This is a genomic window from Gilliamella sp. Lep-s35 (assembly GCF_009795845.1).
In the GTDB taxonomy this organism is placed as follows: domain Bacteria; phylum Pseudomonadota; class Gammaproteobacteria; order Enterobacterales; family Orbaceae; genus Gilliamella.
In genome coordinates this window covers 1-15586 of record NZ_WTEX01000003.1, presented here as the reverse complement: position 1 = coordinate 15586, position 15586 = coordinate 1, and the positions used below count along the sequence as shown (strand labels likewise).

General features: G+C 36.3%; 13 protein-coding genes, 1 tRNA gene and 1 pseudogene. 10 read left to right on the top strand and 5 right to left on the bottom strand.

Going from position 1 to position 15586, the window contains the following annotated elements:
* Window positions 1-47: 47 nt before the first annotated feature.
* On the bottom strand, window positions 48-1496 hold the full coding sequence (locus tag GQ590_RS01650; RefSeq protein ID WP_160406227.1) for an APC family permease: 1449 nt from the start codon (window positions 1494-1496) through the stop codon (window positions 48-50).
* Between the two features lie 595 nt (window positions 1497-2091).
* Here GQ590_RS01650 and GQ590_RS01645 point away from each other — a divergent pair.
* Together GQ590_RS01645 and dusC are read left to right on the top strand one after the other, a co-directional pair.
* On the top strand, window positions 2092-2865 hold the full coding sequence (locus tag GQ590_RS01645; protein WP_160406228.1) for a molybdopterin-synthase adenylyltransferase MoeB: 774 nt from the start codon (window positions 2092-2094) through the stop codon (window positions 2863-2865).
* Window positions 2862-3806 (top strand): tRNA dihydrouridine(16) synthase DusC, encoded by a 945-nt coding sequence (gene dusC, locus GQ590_RS01640; RefSeq protein ID WP_160406229.1) that lies wholly within the window; start codon window positions 2862-2864, stop codon window positions 3804-3806. The genes GQ590_RS01645 and dusC overlap by 4 nt, the downstream gene beginning before the upstream one ends.
* 224 nt (window positions 3807-4030) lie before the next feature.
* Here dusC and GQ590_RS01635 read toward each other — a convergent pair whose 3' ends face one another.
* Complete coding sequence (locus GQ590_RS01635) at window positions 4031-4615, bottom strand: DUF1629 domain-containing protein (RefSeq protein WP_160406230.1); 585 nt, start codon at window positions 4613-4615, stop codon at window positions 4031-4033.
* A gap of 300 nt (window positions 4616-4915) precedes the next feature.
* Window positions 4916-6838, bottom strand: coding sequence for an ABC transporter ATP-binding protein (locus tag GQ590_RS01630; protein ID WP_160406231.1), 1923 nt, complete (start codon window positions 6836-6838; stop codon window positions 4916-4918).
* Window positions 6839-7037: 199 nt separating this feature from the next.
* On the opposite strand from GQ590_RS01630, the gene GQ590_RS01625 reads away from it, so the two are divergent.
* Window positions 7038-9224, top strand: coding sequence for a MerC domain-containing protein (locus GQ590_RS01625; RefSeq protein ID WP_160406232.1), 2187 nt, complete (start codon window positions 7038-7040; stop codon window positions 9222-9224).
* 50 nt (window positions 9225-9274) lie between these two features.
* Here the strand turns inward: GQ590_RS01625 and glyA are convergent, their stop codons facing one another.
* Window positions 9275-10531, bottom strand: coding sequence for a serine hydroxymethyltransferase (glyA, locus tag GQ590_RS01620; RefSeq protein ID WP_160406233.1), 1257 nt, complete (start codon window positions 10529-10531; stop codon window positions 9275-9277).
* Window positions 10532-10752: 221 nt separating this feature from the next.
* Here glyA and GQ590_RS01615 point away from each other — a divergent pair.
* Window positions 10753-11175, top strand: a pseudogene (locus GQ590_RS01615) (helix-turn-helix domain-containing protein); the annotation flags it as partial.
* A 481-nt stretch (window positions 11176-11656) separates the two neighbouring features.
* Here GQ590_RS01615 and GQ590_RS01610 read toward each other — a convergent pair.
* A tRNA-Ser gene (locus GQ590_RS01610) sits at window positions 11657-11744 on the bottom strand.
* Between the two features lie 193 nt (window positions 11745-11937).
* Here GQ590_RS01610 and GQ590_RS01605 point away from each other — a divergent pair.
* Genes GQ590_RS01605 through GQ590_RS01580 form a run of 6 tightly spaced genes read left to right on the top strand, consistent with a single transcriptional unit; the run spans window position 11938 to window position 15451 of the window.
* On the top strand, window positions 11938-12255 hold the full coding sequence (locus GQ590_RS01605) for a TusE/DsrC/DsvC family sulfur relay protein (RefSeq protein WP_160406234.1): 318 nt from the start codon (window positions 11938-11940) through the stop codon (window positions 12253-12255).
* 21 nt (window positions 12256-12276) lie between these two features.
* Complete coding sequence (gene ftsB / locus GQ590_RS01600) at window positions 12277-12573, top strand: cell division protein FtsB (protein ID WP_160406235.1); 297 nt, start codon at window positions 12277-12279, stop codon at window positions 12571-12573.
* The gene (ispD, locus tag GQ590_RS01595; protein WP_160406236.1) at window positions 12573-13286 is read left to right on the top strand and encodes a 2-C-methyl-D-erythritol 4-phosphate cytidylyltransferase; all 714 of its coding nucleotides are present in this window, start codon (window positions 12573-12575) and stop codon (window positions 13284-13286) included. The genes ftsB and ispD overlap by 1 nt, the downstream gene beginning before the upstream one ends.
* Window positions 13287-13290: 4 nt before the next feature.
* Window positions 13291-13776: a 2-C-methyl-D-erythritol 2,4-cyclodiphosphate synthase gene (gene ispF / locus GQ590_RS01590; RefSeq protein ID WP_160406237.1), complete on the top strand. Its 486-nt coding sequence runs from the start codon at window positions 13291-13293 to the stop codon at window positions 13774-13776.
* Between the two features lie 21 nt (window positions 13777-13797).
* Window positions 13798-14820 (top strand): tRNA pseudouridine(13) synthase TruD, encoded by a 1023-nt coding sequence (truD, locus tag GQ590_RS01585; protein ID WP_337189565.1) that lies wholly within the window; start codon window positions 13798-13800, stop codon window positions 14818-14820.
* 4 nt (window positions 14821-14824) lie between these two features.
* On the top strand, window positions 14825-15451 hold the full coding sequence (locus GQ590_RS01580; protein WP_160406238.1) for a protein-L-isoaspartate(D-aspartate) O-methyltransferase: 627 nt from the start codon (window positions 14825-14827) through the stop codon (window positions 15449-15451).
* Window positions 15452-15586 lie beyond the last annotated feature (135 nt).

Genomic DNA, 15586 nt, shown 5'->3' with positions numbered 1-15586 from the left:
TTTGTCTGGCATTTTTTCATAAAGCTTCTTTAATTTTTATGCTTATCTTAGCTGCTAATAAAAACGCCATAAGCAATAAGAAGACTTACAATAATAATGCTTGAAACAGCAATAATCTTCATTTTTTTTACTTTATAGCTTTTCATTTCGCCCAAAGAAAGCTCAGTATTTTTATTTTTATGATAGTAATAATAATACAAAGGTAAACCAATTAAAGTTAGTACGATAGAGGCAATGCCATTTATAGTTTGGTAAACTAACATACCATAAATAACGTAAATGGAACCCAACATTGCAATAATAGGAATTATTGGGTAACTAATAACTTTATAAGGCCTTGGTACATCTGGATATTTTTTGCGAGCGATCATCACTCCGATAAATGTTAATAAATAAAATACCCAGATAGAAAACATTGAGATTTCTGATAAGCGATCTGCATCAAGAAGCGTTGAATACAAAAAAGAAAAAATAACTAAAACAATAATTGCATTAACAGGTGAACGGCTATCATCATCAATAGTACTTAAATAACGCGCTCCAATGATAGTTCCCCGCTCAGCCATACTAAATATAGTACGAGATAGCGTCATAATATAGCCATTAATGCCGCCCAGAATCGAAATCATAATACCAACAGCAACTAAATTCCCTCCAAAATGGCCAAACATACGTTGTGAAGCAACGGATGATGCATCATGACCAAGAGAAACCATCTCTTGCACAGGGAAAATTTTAAATAATGCAATATTAATACAAGCATAAACCACTACAAGAAAAATAATGCCAAAAATAATTGCTTTAGGTAATACTTTTGATGGATTATTTATCTCACCAGCTACTGATGCAACTTGTGCCCAACCATCATAAGCAAAGAGAGTTGCCAAAATAGCCACAGCAAAAGGCGCATACGTTTCAATACCTTGCCCACTAGCAGTGAATAATGCGACTTGACCATTACCTTCACATAATCCAAATATAGCTAACAACAATATAGGAATAAGTTTACAAACTGTAGCAATCGTCTGTAAATAACCAGCCTCTCTTATACCAATAGCATTAATAGAGGCGATAAAACCTAAAACTCCAGCACTTACTGCCATTCGATAAACATCATTAATATTAAACAATAAACAAAATACTGAACTAAAATAACCTACTAATGCACCAACTAAAGAAGGGGCAAAAATAACTGTAATCATCCATCCATAAAGATGAGCTAATTTAGCGCCATAGATTTTTTCTAAATAAACTAGCATCCCTCCTGTTTTTGGAAACATGACACCAAGTTCACACAGTGTCAAGCCACCACAAATCGATATAGCACCACCTATTATCCATGCTAATAATGCATAATTATAATCACCAGTAACTTCTAATACTGATGGTGGTTTCATAAATGCTCCTGCCCCCAAAACCATTCCAACAACCAATGATAATGCTGAAATTAGACCAAGATCTTTCCTTAGGCTATTTTCTAAATTATGATCTGCCATAAAAGCCCTCTTAAAACATATAAAATCAATAAGCGAAACTAGATTATGATAGGCATTTATTAGTAAAACACAAGAAAGATTAAAACTTTTTATATAAAAAGTATAAAAAAATAAATAAAAAATTTTATTTATAAACTAGCTTTTAGAATTGATAGTAAAATTAACTTATTTGTAGAAATTACTCGCTTTGTTTACATCTGTTTTAGAAACTACTGTAATGAATATACATAAAAAACTAACACCCTATTACAGACAAGAAATGTAGTACCGATATCGGAAAGAAAAATAACTGTCACTGATTTAGCTAAACGTTATAAAAAATCTATGCGAGCAAAATGTCATATTTCAAGGCTGAGCGTCTATCTAGAACTTTCTATTTATAACGCCAAAAAGTGCATATGGTATTAAATAATATCACTCCCATGAATATAAAACACCAAATAGGCGATGTAGTTTTTTACGTAAGTTTTGTACTAAAAATGGGGGATTTACATATTGATTATGAGCATAAACAAATAATATTATTATCTTGGCATCTTCTTGTTACAAGTTTCTGCTATAATGAATATTAAATATTAATCATCATTCCTTTAATATGCTAAAGCTTACTGATCAAGAATTGTTTCGTTATGATAGACAAATCACATTACGTGATTTCGATATTGATAAACAACAAATATTAAAAAACAGTTCAGCACTGATCATTGGTTTAGGTGGACTTGGTTGCGGTGCATCGCTCTATTTAGCGGCTTCAGGTTTAGGCAAATTAACATTAGTAGATTTTGACACGGTATCAAAATCTAACTTAAATCGGCAGATTTTATATACAGAAAATGCCATCAATCAATACAAAGTCGACATTGCAAAACAAGCCTTAGTCAATATTAATACCAGCATATTGATTGACACAATAAATAAACAACTTGACGACAACGCCCTGATATCGCTTATCAAACAACATGACATTATCATCGACTGTACTGATAACTTAGCAACACGAGAACAAATTAACCATTGCTGTTTTCAAGTAAAAAAACCGCTAGTTTCTGGAGCGGCTATTCGAATGGAAGGGTTACTAAGCGTATTTACTTACCAACCCAATGAACCTTGTTATCATTGTCTAAGCCACTTATTTGGTAAAAAGCAGCTTACTTGTGTTGAAACAGGAGTCATGGCGCCACTAGTTGGCATGTTTGGCTCAATGCAAGCCTTAGAAGCCATAAAAGTGCTCACTCAATATGGAAAGCCATTAACTGGACGTCTATTAATGATTGACACAATGACAATGGAATTTAACCAAATTAAAGTCACCAAACACCCTAATTGCCGTGTTTGTAGCAATGGCAATACCAATCAGGTTTCTCAATGAAAATTAATCGAATTATTTTAGCACCTATGGAAGGCGTACTTGATTATCAAGTAAGACAACTACTAACCGAAATTAACCAATTTGATTATTGTGTGACTGAATTTGTTAGAGTGACGCATCACAAATTATCTAATCGAACTTTTTACCGCCTTTGCCCTGAACTTTACCATAATGGAAAAACCCAATCAGGCACACCTATTCGTGTCCAAATTTTAGGACAATCCCCCGAATGGATGGCAGAAAACGCCATAAAAGCCATTGAATTAGGATCTTACGGTATCGACATCAATTTTGGTTGCCCAGCCAAAACAGTGGTGGGCAATCACGGTGGCGCTTATTTATTACAGTATCCAGAACAGATATTTAATATAGTCAGCCAAGTAAGGCAAGCAATAGGAAAATCACACCAATTATCGGTCAAAATTCGCTTAGGTTGGAATAACAAATCGCATTGTCACGACATCGCAAGCGCAATTGAACATGCGGGCGCCAATGAAATCATTATTCACGGTAGAACCAAAGAAGACGGCTACAAAGCTGAAAAAATAGACTGGCAAACAATTGGCCAAATCAAACAACAATTAAACATTCCCGTTATTGCCAATGGCGAAATTTTTACTATTGAAGATGCAGAAAATTGCATAAATCAAAGCCAAACGAACGACATTATGCTAGGGCGAGGCATTTTAACCATTCCCAATTTGGCCAACATGATTCTAACTAAACAACCTGCATTAAATTGGCAACAAGTAATGGCAATATTAATCCGCTATGCAACCGCATCGATTGATGACGTTAAACCTTTGTATCACTCTGCACGCATCAAACAGTGGCTTGCCTACTTAAAACAGCATTACACCGAAGCATCAGAAATCCTACAGAATATAAGAACACTCAAATCGCAACAAGAAATTGGTTGTTTTTTAACTAAGCATATCTAAAATAACAGCCTTAGGTAACAACAAAATAGCGGATTGAATTTTATAAATAATTTGGATAATTAAGTTAAGCAGCCGACTGCTTAACTTAATAACAATTATGGCTTTACTTTTTCCTTATAATAATTTTCTATATTTTATTTTAATTTAAAGGGTTGTAAATTTTACTTTCGTTAAAATAGTTTCGGTGGTTGTTCGTTATATAGGAAAAAAAATTTAAATATCCCTTAAAAATACCAATCTTCTACTTTAGTAAATAAAACACCTTGGGGGTTTACCGCCATAATGGCGTCAACTACTGATTTATGATAAAGATGTATAGTTGTGAATTCTATAAGTTTAAATACTAAACGTTCTTCTAGTGGGATTTTTTCCAATACTTTGCGGTCTAATTCAAATCGATCAATCCAATCTAACAAATCCGGATCATAGGGGTCTGCGTCGCATTTAGATTTTTCCCGATCGACCGCTTTAAGGTAGTTATAGATATGAATATAAAAATAATCTTCTAAAATATCGCCCGTATGGGTCTCTATTTCGGCAGGGATAAGCTGTATGCCTTTAATATCTAACGGTGCTAATACCTCGGCTATTTTTTTGGATACAATGCTTTCCGGTTCGGAAAAATAATCGCTAATGACCGGTTTTCTTGGAATGGGTTCGCAATACTTAAAATTGGTCATTTCTGGATTTTCAATTCTTGTTCTTGTTCTTGGGTACATCATTGTATGGAAAGAATCATCTTGAGGGCCAATCAAAGGGTAGGCTTTATCGCCTGCTCGATCAATAATGTAATATTCAAATTCATTCATATCTTTTAAAAACTCCATCTTCTACTTTAGTAAATAAAACACCTTGTGGGGGGGGTAATTTTCTTTTCCCTTATCCTGGATTAAAACATGAATGCAATTTTAAACTCGGTGGAGCAAAGAAAATAGACAGGCAATTTATACTAGCTACTTCGCACCACCACAGTTTGGAGATTGCTAGCATTATAATCACCTTTCTCGGAAGGAATGGTACCAGATTTTCGAATTATTACAATCCTGAAAGAATAAGAAAATAGCCGAGCGACTCAATAGACATCCCTCGACAATAAATCGTGACGCTATTTAGCTTTTTAAAGACTCTAACTGCTCCCATCTTTCAAATACGGCTTCTAGCTCGGCTTCTTTGTCTGCTAACATTTGCAATATGCCGTTAGTTACCTCATGTGATTGATTAAAAAAGTCACTATTACTAACTTGCTGCTGTAAATCGGCAATGTCACTTTCTAACTGCTCTAGCTTATTTGGTAATTGCGCCAGCTCTCGTTGTTCGTTATAACTCAGCTTAACCTTTTTTTTAGCGGTTGGTTTATTATTTTGATGATTAGCTGTACTTAATTCTTTCTTAGGTTGTTCGACATTGTTGACTGCTGTTAACTTAACCGGCTGTGCTTGCTGCTGTTGTTGCAGTGCATCGGCATAACCACCAGCATAAATACCAATACGCCCTTCTTCTTCAAAAAACCAGCATTGGGTAACCACATTATCAACAAATTGCCGATCGTGACTAACTAATAGAACCGTTCCTTGATAATCATTGACTAACTCTTCTAATAATTCGAGTGTTTCAATATCAAGATCATTGGTAGGTTCATCAAGTACTAATAAATTACTTGGTTTTAAAAATAGCTTAGCTAGCAATAAACGATTACGCTCTCCACCAGATAGTGCCCGCACTGGTGTTCTGGCACGTTTAGGTGGAAACAAAAAGTCTTGCAAATACCCCAATACATGACGTGATCGGCCATTAACCATGACCTCTTGCTTGCCTTCGGCTAAATTATCCATCACCGTTTTTTCAGGATCAAGTTCGAGACGATATTGGTCAAAATAAGCAACCTCAAGCTTTGTACCACAATGCACACTACCTGATGTTGGCTCTAAATTACCTAACATCAATTTAAGTAACGTTGTTTTACCAATACCATTAGGGCCAATCAGTGCTATCTTATCGCCACGCAATACTTGCACATTAAAATTATTCACGAGTAACTTATCTTCAACTTGATAAGTTACATTATCAAGTTCAAAAACAATTTTCCCTGAACGTAGTGCTTCTTCAATTTGCATTTTGGCATTGCCCATAACTTGGCGACGCTCATTATATTCTTGGCGCATTGCTTTTAATGCCCGAACTCGCCCTTCGTTGCGTGTGCGGCGAGCTTTAATACCTTGCCGAATCCAGACCTCTTCTTGGGCAAGTTTTTTATCAAATTGTGCATTTTGCAACGCTTCAACTCGTAGTGCTTCTTCTTTGCCTAACAAATAATTATCGTAATTACCACTCCAAGACGAAATATGTCCTCGATCTAAATCAATAATACGCGTTGCCATTTGACGAATAAACGAACGATCATGAGAGATAAACACAATACTGCCATTAAAGCTTTTTAAAAACTCTTCTAGCCATTTAATGGTCTCAATATCCAAATGGTTGGTTGGTTCATCAAGCAATAATACCGTTGGCTGACAAACCAATGCCTTTGCTAAAGCCGCTTTACGCAACCAACCACCTGATAACGAAGATAACAGTGCATCACCATCAAGCGATAATGAAGAAATCACATTACGAATACGGCTATCTAATTGCCAACCGTTTTGATGATCTAATTGTTCTTGTAGTTTGGCTAATTTAGCTAAATTACTTTCATTAGGATCTTGCTCAATACGATGGGATAAATCGTAATAATCTCTTAACAATTGCGCTTGTTCGTGCAAACCTTCAGCAACAAAATCAAATACATTACCTTGCACATCACGAGGGGGATCTTGTTGTAAGCGTGACACAATCACATTATTTTCATAAATAATTTGCCCTTCATCTAATGGCACTTCTTTATTTAACACTTTAAGTAATGTTGACTTACCAGCACCATTACGGCCAACAAGACAAACACGCTCGCTTGATTCAATAGACATATCAATATGATCAAGCAGTGGTGCATCACTAAATGAAAGGTAAGCATTGGTAAGATTAATTAATGACATATTATTGGTTTTTATTTGGATATTAAATAATAAAACACTATTCTATCATAAAGTTGCCTAAGACAACTAAGTCAAATAGCAAAGTTAATCTAATAGGTATCACAAATATTAGAAATCACCATTGTGACCTATTAAAAAAAACAAAAACTGTTTATATTAGCTAGCAAAATATTATTTAGATTTTAATATGAGGATAATTATGAGTCACATATGGACATTTCAGCGTGTCGGTGGGCTTGATCAAGTTGTATTTAAAAACGCCAATGACATTATCAATTTACCTGATTTAGACCCTAAATTATGGGTAGCTTTAAGTTGCCCAACTACAGGGCTTGATTTTGATGAGCGGACTTTAGCCTTACTTGATACAGACAAAGACGGACGTATTCGTATTCCTGATATTCTCGATGCTATTAGTTGGACACAAGACAAAATAACCTCGTTTGATAGTATTTTACAGTCAAGTGAAACCCTGCCTTTATCCGAAATTAACACTTCGACCCCACAAGGGAAAAAACTATCAATCACTGCTCACAGCATTTTAGCTAGCTTAAATAAAAACGACGTAAATTACTTAACGCAAGATGATATTAAACAATCAATAAAAAGCAATGCAAACAAACTTTATAACGGCGATTTAATCTTCCCTGCATCAAGTGAATTATCAGCAGACATGCAAACCTTTATCCAAACCGCTATCAAAACCACTGGTGCGCAAAAAGATATGAGCGGGCAAGATGGCATTGATCTAAACATTGCCACCACCTTTGTCGATAACCTAAAAACATGGCTACAGTGGCAAACGCAAATCAGCAATACCCCAACCCCATTTAAGGAAAATAGTGCCGAAATTTGGAAATTAATTGGACAACTCAAACCTAAAATTGATGATTATTTTTTACGTGTTGAACTTGCACAATATGCACCACAAGCACAAACCTCGCTTAATGTTGATGAAAAATTCATTGTACCTACCCAAAATGGGCTACTATCTGACAAAGATTTAGCTGAATTACCTTTATCAAAAATTGGCAACACCAATACCCTTGATCTTGTCAATGGGCTTAACCCGCTTTGGAAAGCAAAAATTAGCCGCTTCAAAACATTAGTAGAATCATCGCTATCCAATCCCGAGCAACTAACCCAACAAGAGTGGCAAGATATTCAACAAAATTTAAAAACTTATGCCACACTAATCAGCGCCAAACCCGAAATAGCGCAATTAACTGTTGCAACAAAACCATCTGCTAGTATAGAAGACATTCCCAATAGTACCATCGCTTATTTGGCCAACAGTAACTTACTTGACCAATTTAAACAAATGGTTGAACAAGACAATAAAACACCGATATCTGCATCAGATATAATCGTATTAGAAAAGTTAGTTCTATTTCACAAACACCTTTACCGCTTACTGGTTAACTTTGTCTCTTTTGCGGACTTCTTTTCGTTAAAAACACGAGCCGCCTTTCAGCTAGGAAAGCTCTATATAGATGGGCGTTGTGCTACGCTTTGTGTTGCTGTTGATAATATTGCCAAACACGCAGCAATGGCAAACTATTCTGAGCTCTGCTTACTTTATTGTGAATGCACAAGAAACGGGCAAAAACAGATTATTGCTGCAGCAATAACAGCAGGGCAAGGTGACTTATTGATTGAAGGACGTAATGGTGTATTTATAGACAACAAAGGCAATGATTGGGATGCCAATGTGGTCAAAATTATTACTAAACCCATTAGTATACAACAAGCAATTTGTGCACCTTATCAACGAATGGGCCGCGTAATTACTGAACAAATAAACAAATGGGCAAGCAATAAAGATGCCAACATTGAAAAATCAAGTGAACAAGCACTACAAAACCCAAATAACAAATTTGATATTGGCAAAAGTATGGGTATTTTTGCCGCAATTGGATTAGCAATTGGTGCAATCGGTACAGCATTAGCCACAATTTTTCAAGCCATTTTTGCATTGGCTTGGTGGCAAGTACCTTTGGTTTTTATTGGGTTATTTCTGATAATTTCTGGTCCTTCTGTTATTTTGGCATGGTTAAAATTACGTCGAAGAACGCTTGGACCATTACTAGAAGCATCAGGTTGGGCAATTAATGGACAAGTTAAAATCAACTTACTGCTAGGAGGCTTACTCACTAGCAAAGCACAGCTCCCAACCAATGCAAAACGCAATTTGCATGACCCAATGAAACAGCGTCACCACAAACTCGCTATTATTTTTTGGTTAGCTATTTTGCTAGGTATTGGGGCTACAGGGGGCTGGTTATGGCATGAAGGTTACCTTGATCATTATATTGAGGCACATAAACAAGAACAGATACCGCATAAAACTGAAACAAACGCCAATATTGACAATAAAACCAACTAAGAAAAACATTTCGCCGACAATTACCGGCTGTCGGCGAAATTAAGCAACAATCAATGTTGATATACTGGCAAACGTCGGCAAATAGCTAATACCTTTTCTTTTACTGCTTGGATGTTTTGCTCGTCATCGATATTATCTAACACATCACAAATCCAATTAGCTAAATCTCGCGATTCGGTTTCTTTAAAGCCTCGGCGAGTAATAGCCGGCGTACCAATGCGCACACCTGATGTTACAAATGGACTTTGTGGATCTTTTGGTACACTATTTTTATTAACGGTAATATTAGCACTACCTAAAGCCGCATCAGCTTCTTTACCTGTGATATTTTTATCGACTAAATCAATTAAAAACAGATGGTTTTGTGTTTCGCCAGAAACTACTTTATAGCCACGTTGTAAAATCACCTCGACCATAGCTTTAGCGTTTTTCACCACTTGTTGTTGATAAATTTTATACTCAGGCTCCATCGCCTCTTTTAACGCAACGGCTTTGGCTGCTATCACATGCATTAAAGGCCCACCTTGTGCACCAGGAAAGACAGCAGAATTTAACTTTTTATATAACTCGTCACTGCCACCTTTAGCCAAAATCAAACCACCACGAGGCCCCCCAAGAGTTTTATGCGTTGTTGTTGTTACCACATGTGCATAAGGAACGGGATTAGGATAAACCCCTGCCGCAACTAATCCTGCCACATGCGCCATATCCACAAACAAATAAGCGCCCACACTATCGGCAATTTCACGCATACGTTGCCAATCCACTACCCCAGAATAAGCCGAAAACCCACCAATAATCATTTTTGGTTTAGATTCTTGGGCGGTTTTAGCCAACTTGTCATAATCAATACGCCCGAAATCATCAACCCCATAATCCACAATATGATAAAGTTTGCCCGAAAAGCTAACGGGCGAACCGTGCGTTAAATGCCCACCTTCAGACAAATTCATACCTAAAACCGTATCGCCTGTATTTAAAAGCGCCATATATACGGCAAAATTAGCTTGTGAACCTGAATGCGGTTGCACATTAGCATAATCAGCACCAAATAGAGCCTTAGCCCTTTCAATTGCTAATTTTTCAACAATATCAACATATTCACAACCACCATAATAACGCTTACCAGGATAACCTTCGGCATATTTATTGGTTAATTGTGAACCTTGTGCTTGCATTACGCGTGGACTGGTGTAATTTTCTGATGCGATCAATTCAAGATGATCTTCTTGACGCTGCTCTTCACCTTTTATCGCATCCCAAAGTTCCTTATCGTACTCGGCAATAGCCATATCTTTACTAAACATCTTGACTCCTTATTATTTATTGCATCAACCCTTAAGTTATTGTTACACAATGTTTGTGTACATAATGTGGTAAAAAAACATCACTGCCAATTATCCTTACCTAATCCGCGTGTGATTTCAATCTTTTTTTGAAGTTATAAAAAATTTATATAAAAAAAGCGCAATAGTCTTCACTCAATCTGACATTTGCGTTATTTTATAACACAAAAGGAGAGTCAGAAATGAATCAAACTGCCAAAATCATTAAACCTAAATTAGGACTTTTAGAATTAGCTAAGCAACTCGGTAACGTTCAACAAGCTTGCAAAGTCATGGGATACAGTCGAGATAGCTATTATCGCTTTAAAAAACTGTATGAGCAAGGGGGTGAGCTTGCGCTTCAAGAAATCAGTCGCAAAAAGCCTATCGAAAAAAATCGGGTAGAGCCACATATAGAACAAGCCGTTGTCAATATGGCCTATGAATATCCAGCTTATGGGCAACATCGAGTTGCCAATCAACTCCGCCAAGAAGGCATCATGGTGTCAGGGAGTGGTGTACGCTCTATTTGGCTACGTCACGATTTAGAAAGTTTTAAAAAACGCCTAATTGCGCTAGAAACCAAAGTGGCACAAGAAGGATGTGTGCTTACTGAAAATCAATTGGAGCATTATTTTTCTCATCAGACACACATTTTGTTAAAATAAATGCCGATAAGTAATACGTGTCTATCAGATTTAGTTTGGACCACCACGCTTTTTTCAAAGCTAAAGCGAAACAGCCAAGATTTAAACCGAGAATCCCTAACGCGAAGCCAAAGTTCGCCGCCATCACTATAATCACCTGCTGTGTTTATTTTTTCACAGATAATGTTGTCAGTTTTTCAATTAACCTTGCTATGAATAATCTCCCAACATTTTTTAATGTATTGAATTATGCAAAACGAGAGCATCGTATCTAATGAAAAATACAAAACTGCTCGAGTATTTTTTAGTTGACGTTTTAAGCGTGAATTGTCTTGGATTACTTTGGATGAGTATAGAATTAATAATAAAATTGAAAGCAAAAAAAATCCACTTACCCCCTGCTGTCAAAGCTCGAAATGGACTTTTTGGGAGTATTGTGGAATTTACCATAAGAATTAGATGGCGGAAGCGCAGAGATTCGAACTCTGGGAGGGTCGCCCCTCGCCGGTTTTCAAGACCGGTGCTTTCAACCGCTCAGCCACACTTCCGCAATGACTGTGAATATTAAAGGAGACTTGCTTATTTGTAAATAGTTATTTTAAGATTTTTTATCGTTTGCTTTAAATTTCATCAAATTTTATAAAGGCAAATAATTGATGGTGCATTAGTTATCAAAATTAGTGTTGGTTTTTGATTAATTGAGTATAATACAACGCAAATTAAATAAATGTACTTTAAAAAATGTTAGAACAGATAGAAACCGACGATAAAGGTTATTTAAAAAATTGGCAGGATTGGACGGTTGAGTTGGTTCCTGAATTGGCCTCCAAAGAAGGCATTGATTTAACCGATGCTCATTGGGAAGTTATCTTATTTGTTCGTGATTTTTACTTAGAATATAAAACCTCGCCAGCGATACGTGCGTTAGTCAAAGCGATGGAAAAGAAATTTGGTATAGAAAAGGGCAATAGTCGTTATTTGTATAAGTTGTTTCCAGACGGTCCTGCTAAACAAGCAACTAAACTTGCTGGTTTGCCAAAACCCGTTAAATGTATATAGATAAAGGATAATATTAAACTAATGACAAGATGGAAGCTTCCTCTATTATTACTGCTTGTGCTTGGTTATCTACAATATTGTTTATGGTATGGCAAAAATAACGTGTACGATTATCGAGATAATGTCGAAATGTTAGTCAATTTGCGTGCTGATAATGAAAAATTAAAGGCTCGTAATGAGCAAATGTTTGCTGAAATTAACGATTTACAACGCGGTTATGAAGCAATAGAAGAGCGTGCACGCAGTCATCTAGGGATGGTTAAAGCTAATGAATCTTTCTATCGAATTATTATTGATTCGGATACAAAAAAACAATAATGCATAACGTAAATAACCTTAATAATATTATTGCTATTGTGCCGGCAGCAGGAATTGGTAGCCGTATGAATAGTCAAATTCCCAAACAATACCTAAAAATCGGTTCAAAGACGATTTTAGAACATACGTTACATAAATTATTAACACATCCTCAAATTACTCAGGTTATTGTTGTAATCAGTCCTGAAGATCATCTATTTAACACCCTTTCGATCGCTTTGCATGATAAAATTAAAATTACATTAGGTGGTGAAACTCGAGCTGATTCTGTCTTAGCAGGATTACAGTTATTAAATAATAAACAGTGGGCGTTAGTTCATGATGCAGCAAGGCCTTGTGTTGATCATGATGATATTACGCGCCTGATTGAAACGGTAACAAATAAAAAGCAAGGTGGCATATTAGCTACTCGTATTAGTGATACGGTTAAGCGTGCTTATCAAGATAATGATACAGTTATTGATTATTCTCAAGACCGAACTTATTTATGGGGAGCGGCAACGCCACAACTATTTAATGCAGGCGAACTAAAAACATGTTTGCAACACGCTTTAAATGACCGTATTGCCATTACTGATGAAGCTTCAGCCGTTGAGTATTGTGGTGGCCATCCTTTATTGGTTGAGTGTCGTCGAGATAATATAAAAATAACTCGCCCTGAAGATTTAGCCTTAGCAACTTTTTATTTAACTAAGCAAACTCCAAATAGGTAAAAGTATGAGAATAGGACAAGGTTTTGATGTGCATAAATTTGGTGGCGAGGGCCCAATAACCCTTGCTGGCGTAAAAATTCCTTATCAATATGGTCTCGTTGCTCATTCTGATGGTGATGTTGTATTACATGCCATTACCGATGCGTTGATTGGCGCGTTAGCATTAGGTGATATTGGTAAGCTATTTCCTGATACAGATCCAAAATATAAAGGCATCGATAGTCGAATATTATTGAAAGAAGTGTATGCCCTTGTTCAAAAAAAAGGCTATGAGTTAGTAAATTTAGATACCACAATTATTGCACAAGAACCAAAAATGCGGCCACATGTTGATCAGATGAGAGTAAATATTGCTGAAGATCTAAAGGTTCATTTTGATCAAATTAGTGTTAAAGCAACAACAACTGAACAATTAGGTTTTACAGGCCGTAAAGAAGGTATTGCTTGTCAAGCCGTCGTGCTATTAACCAAAAAGCCCCAAATAGATTAAATTTGAAAATAGGTAATACAGGTGTTAGCTCAACTTAATTATTTATACGGAAAACCAACCACCACAGGACAATATAAACAGCAATACGAAGATTTTATCGTTACTGAAGATCTTGGTTTTGAACTAACTGGCGACGGTGAGCATGTTTTAGTTTTTTTGCAAAAACGTGATTGTAATACCTTATTTGTGGCCGAACAGTTGGCCAAATGTGTCGGTATTTCGCCAAAGTTAGTAAGTTATGCAGGATTGAAAGATCGTCACGCTGTAACTCAGCAGTGGTTTAGCTTACATATGCCTGGCCAGCAAACACCTGAGTTTTCGGCATTTGATTTAGCAGGTTGTGAAATAGTAAATGTTACTCGGCATAATAAAAAATTAAAAATTGGTGCTTTAAAGGGAAATTATTTTAAAATTATTTTAAGAGATTTAAGTAACCAACCTAAAATCGAATCTAAATTAGCATTAATCAAACAACACGGCGTACCTAATTATTTTAGCGAACAGCGTTTTGGTCGTGATGGAAATAATATTACTCAAGCCATAAGTTGGGCTAAAGGTGAAATTTCGGTAAAAGATCGCAAAAAACGCAGTTTTTATCTTTCAGCAGCACGAAGTGCAATTTTTAATGATATTGTTAGCCAACGAATTGCACAAAATTTACAGCAAACCGTGCTTGATGGCGATATATTACAATTAGCACAGCGCAATAGTTGGTTTGTTGCACAGGATGATGAATTAACACTGTTACAACAGCGCTTAGATAGCGGTGAACTTAATATTACAGCACCTATGATAGGCGATTCCCCACTCGGTACTTTGTGTAAAGCACTAGAGTTTGAGCAAAAATGTTTAGAAGCTTGGTCTGAATTTAATGATTTATTTAAAAAAGAGCGAGTAGAAACAGCAAGGCGATCCATATTGTTACGAGCACATCAGCTTAATTGGCAATGGTTAGATTGCTGCACTCTTGAGCTTGATTTTTATTTGTCATCAGGTTGCTATGCAACAAGTGTGATTCGTGAATTAATAATAGAAAATGAGTAGCCCAATGCAAAGTTTAAAAATGCAATCCCTAATTAAATTCTTGCATCAACAAGGTATAAAAGATGAGCGTGTTTTAAATGCTATTGCCTGTGTTCCTCGGGAATATTTTGTTGATGAAGCGCTTTCGCACCAAGCTTACGATAATCGTCCACTACCAATTGGCAGTGGTCAGACCATTTCTCAACCTTATATTGTGGCAAAAATGACAGAGCTATTAAGATTAGAGCCTCACTCCAAAGTACTTGAAATCGGCACAGGGTCAGGGTATCAAACTGCTGTTTTAGCTAAATTAGTTGAAAATGTCTGTTCAGTAGAACGAATAAAAAGCCTACAATGGAATACCAAGCGCCGTTTAAAGCAACTTGATATTCATAACATTGCAACGCGTCATGGTGATGGTTGGTTAGGTTGGCCTGAGCGTGGACCATTTGATGGCATTATTGTTACCGCCGCCGCATCAGAAGTACCACAAAGCCTATTAGAACAGCTAGCCGATAAAGGTCGATTAGTGATTCCAGTCGGCGAAAATAAACAAGTTTTGCAACTAATTGAACGTGTTGGCGATAGCTTTGTAGCTAAAAATATGGGCGAGGTAATATTCGTGCCTTTGGTTAAAGGCGATATAGAATAACCAGTTTTCATTTCAAATAAAAAATAGAAAATAAGTGCTTTATTTTCTATTCAGATTGATGACAAAGAACTCGCTTTTTGGCGAGTTCTTTGATCTAATAGAGAAGAGTCCATTATTAAAAGGAATTCTTCTATG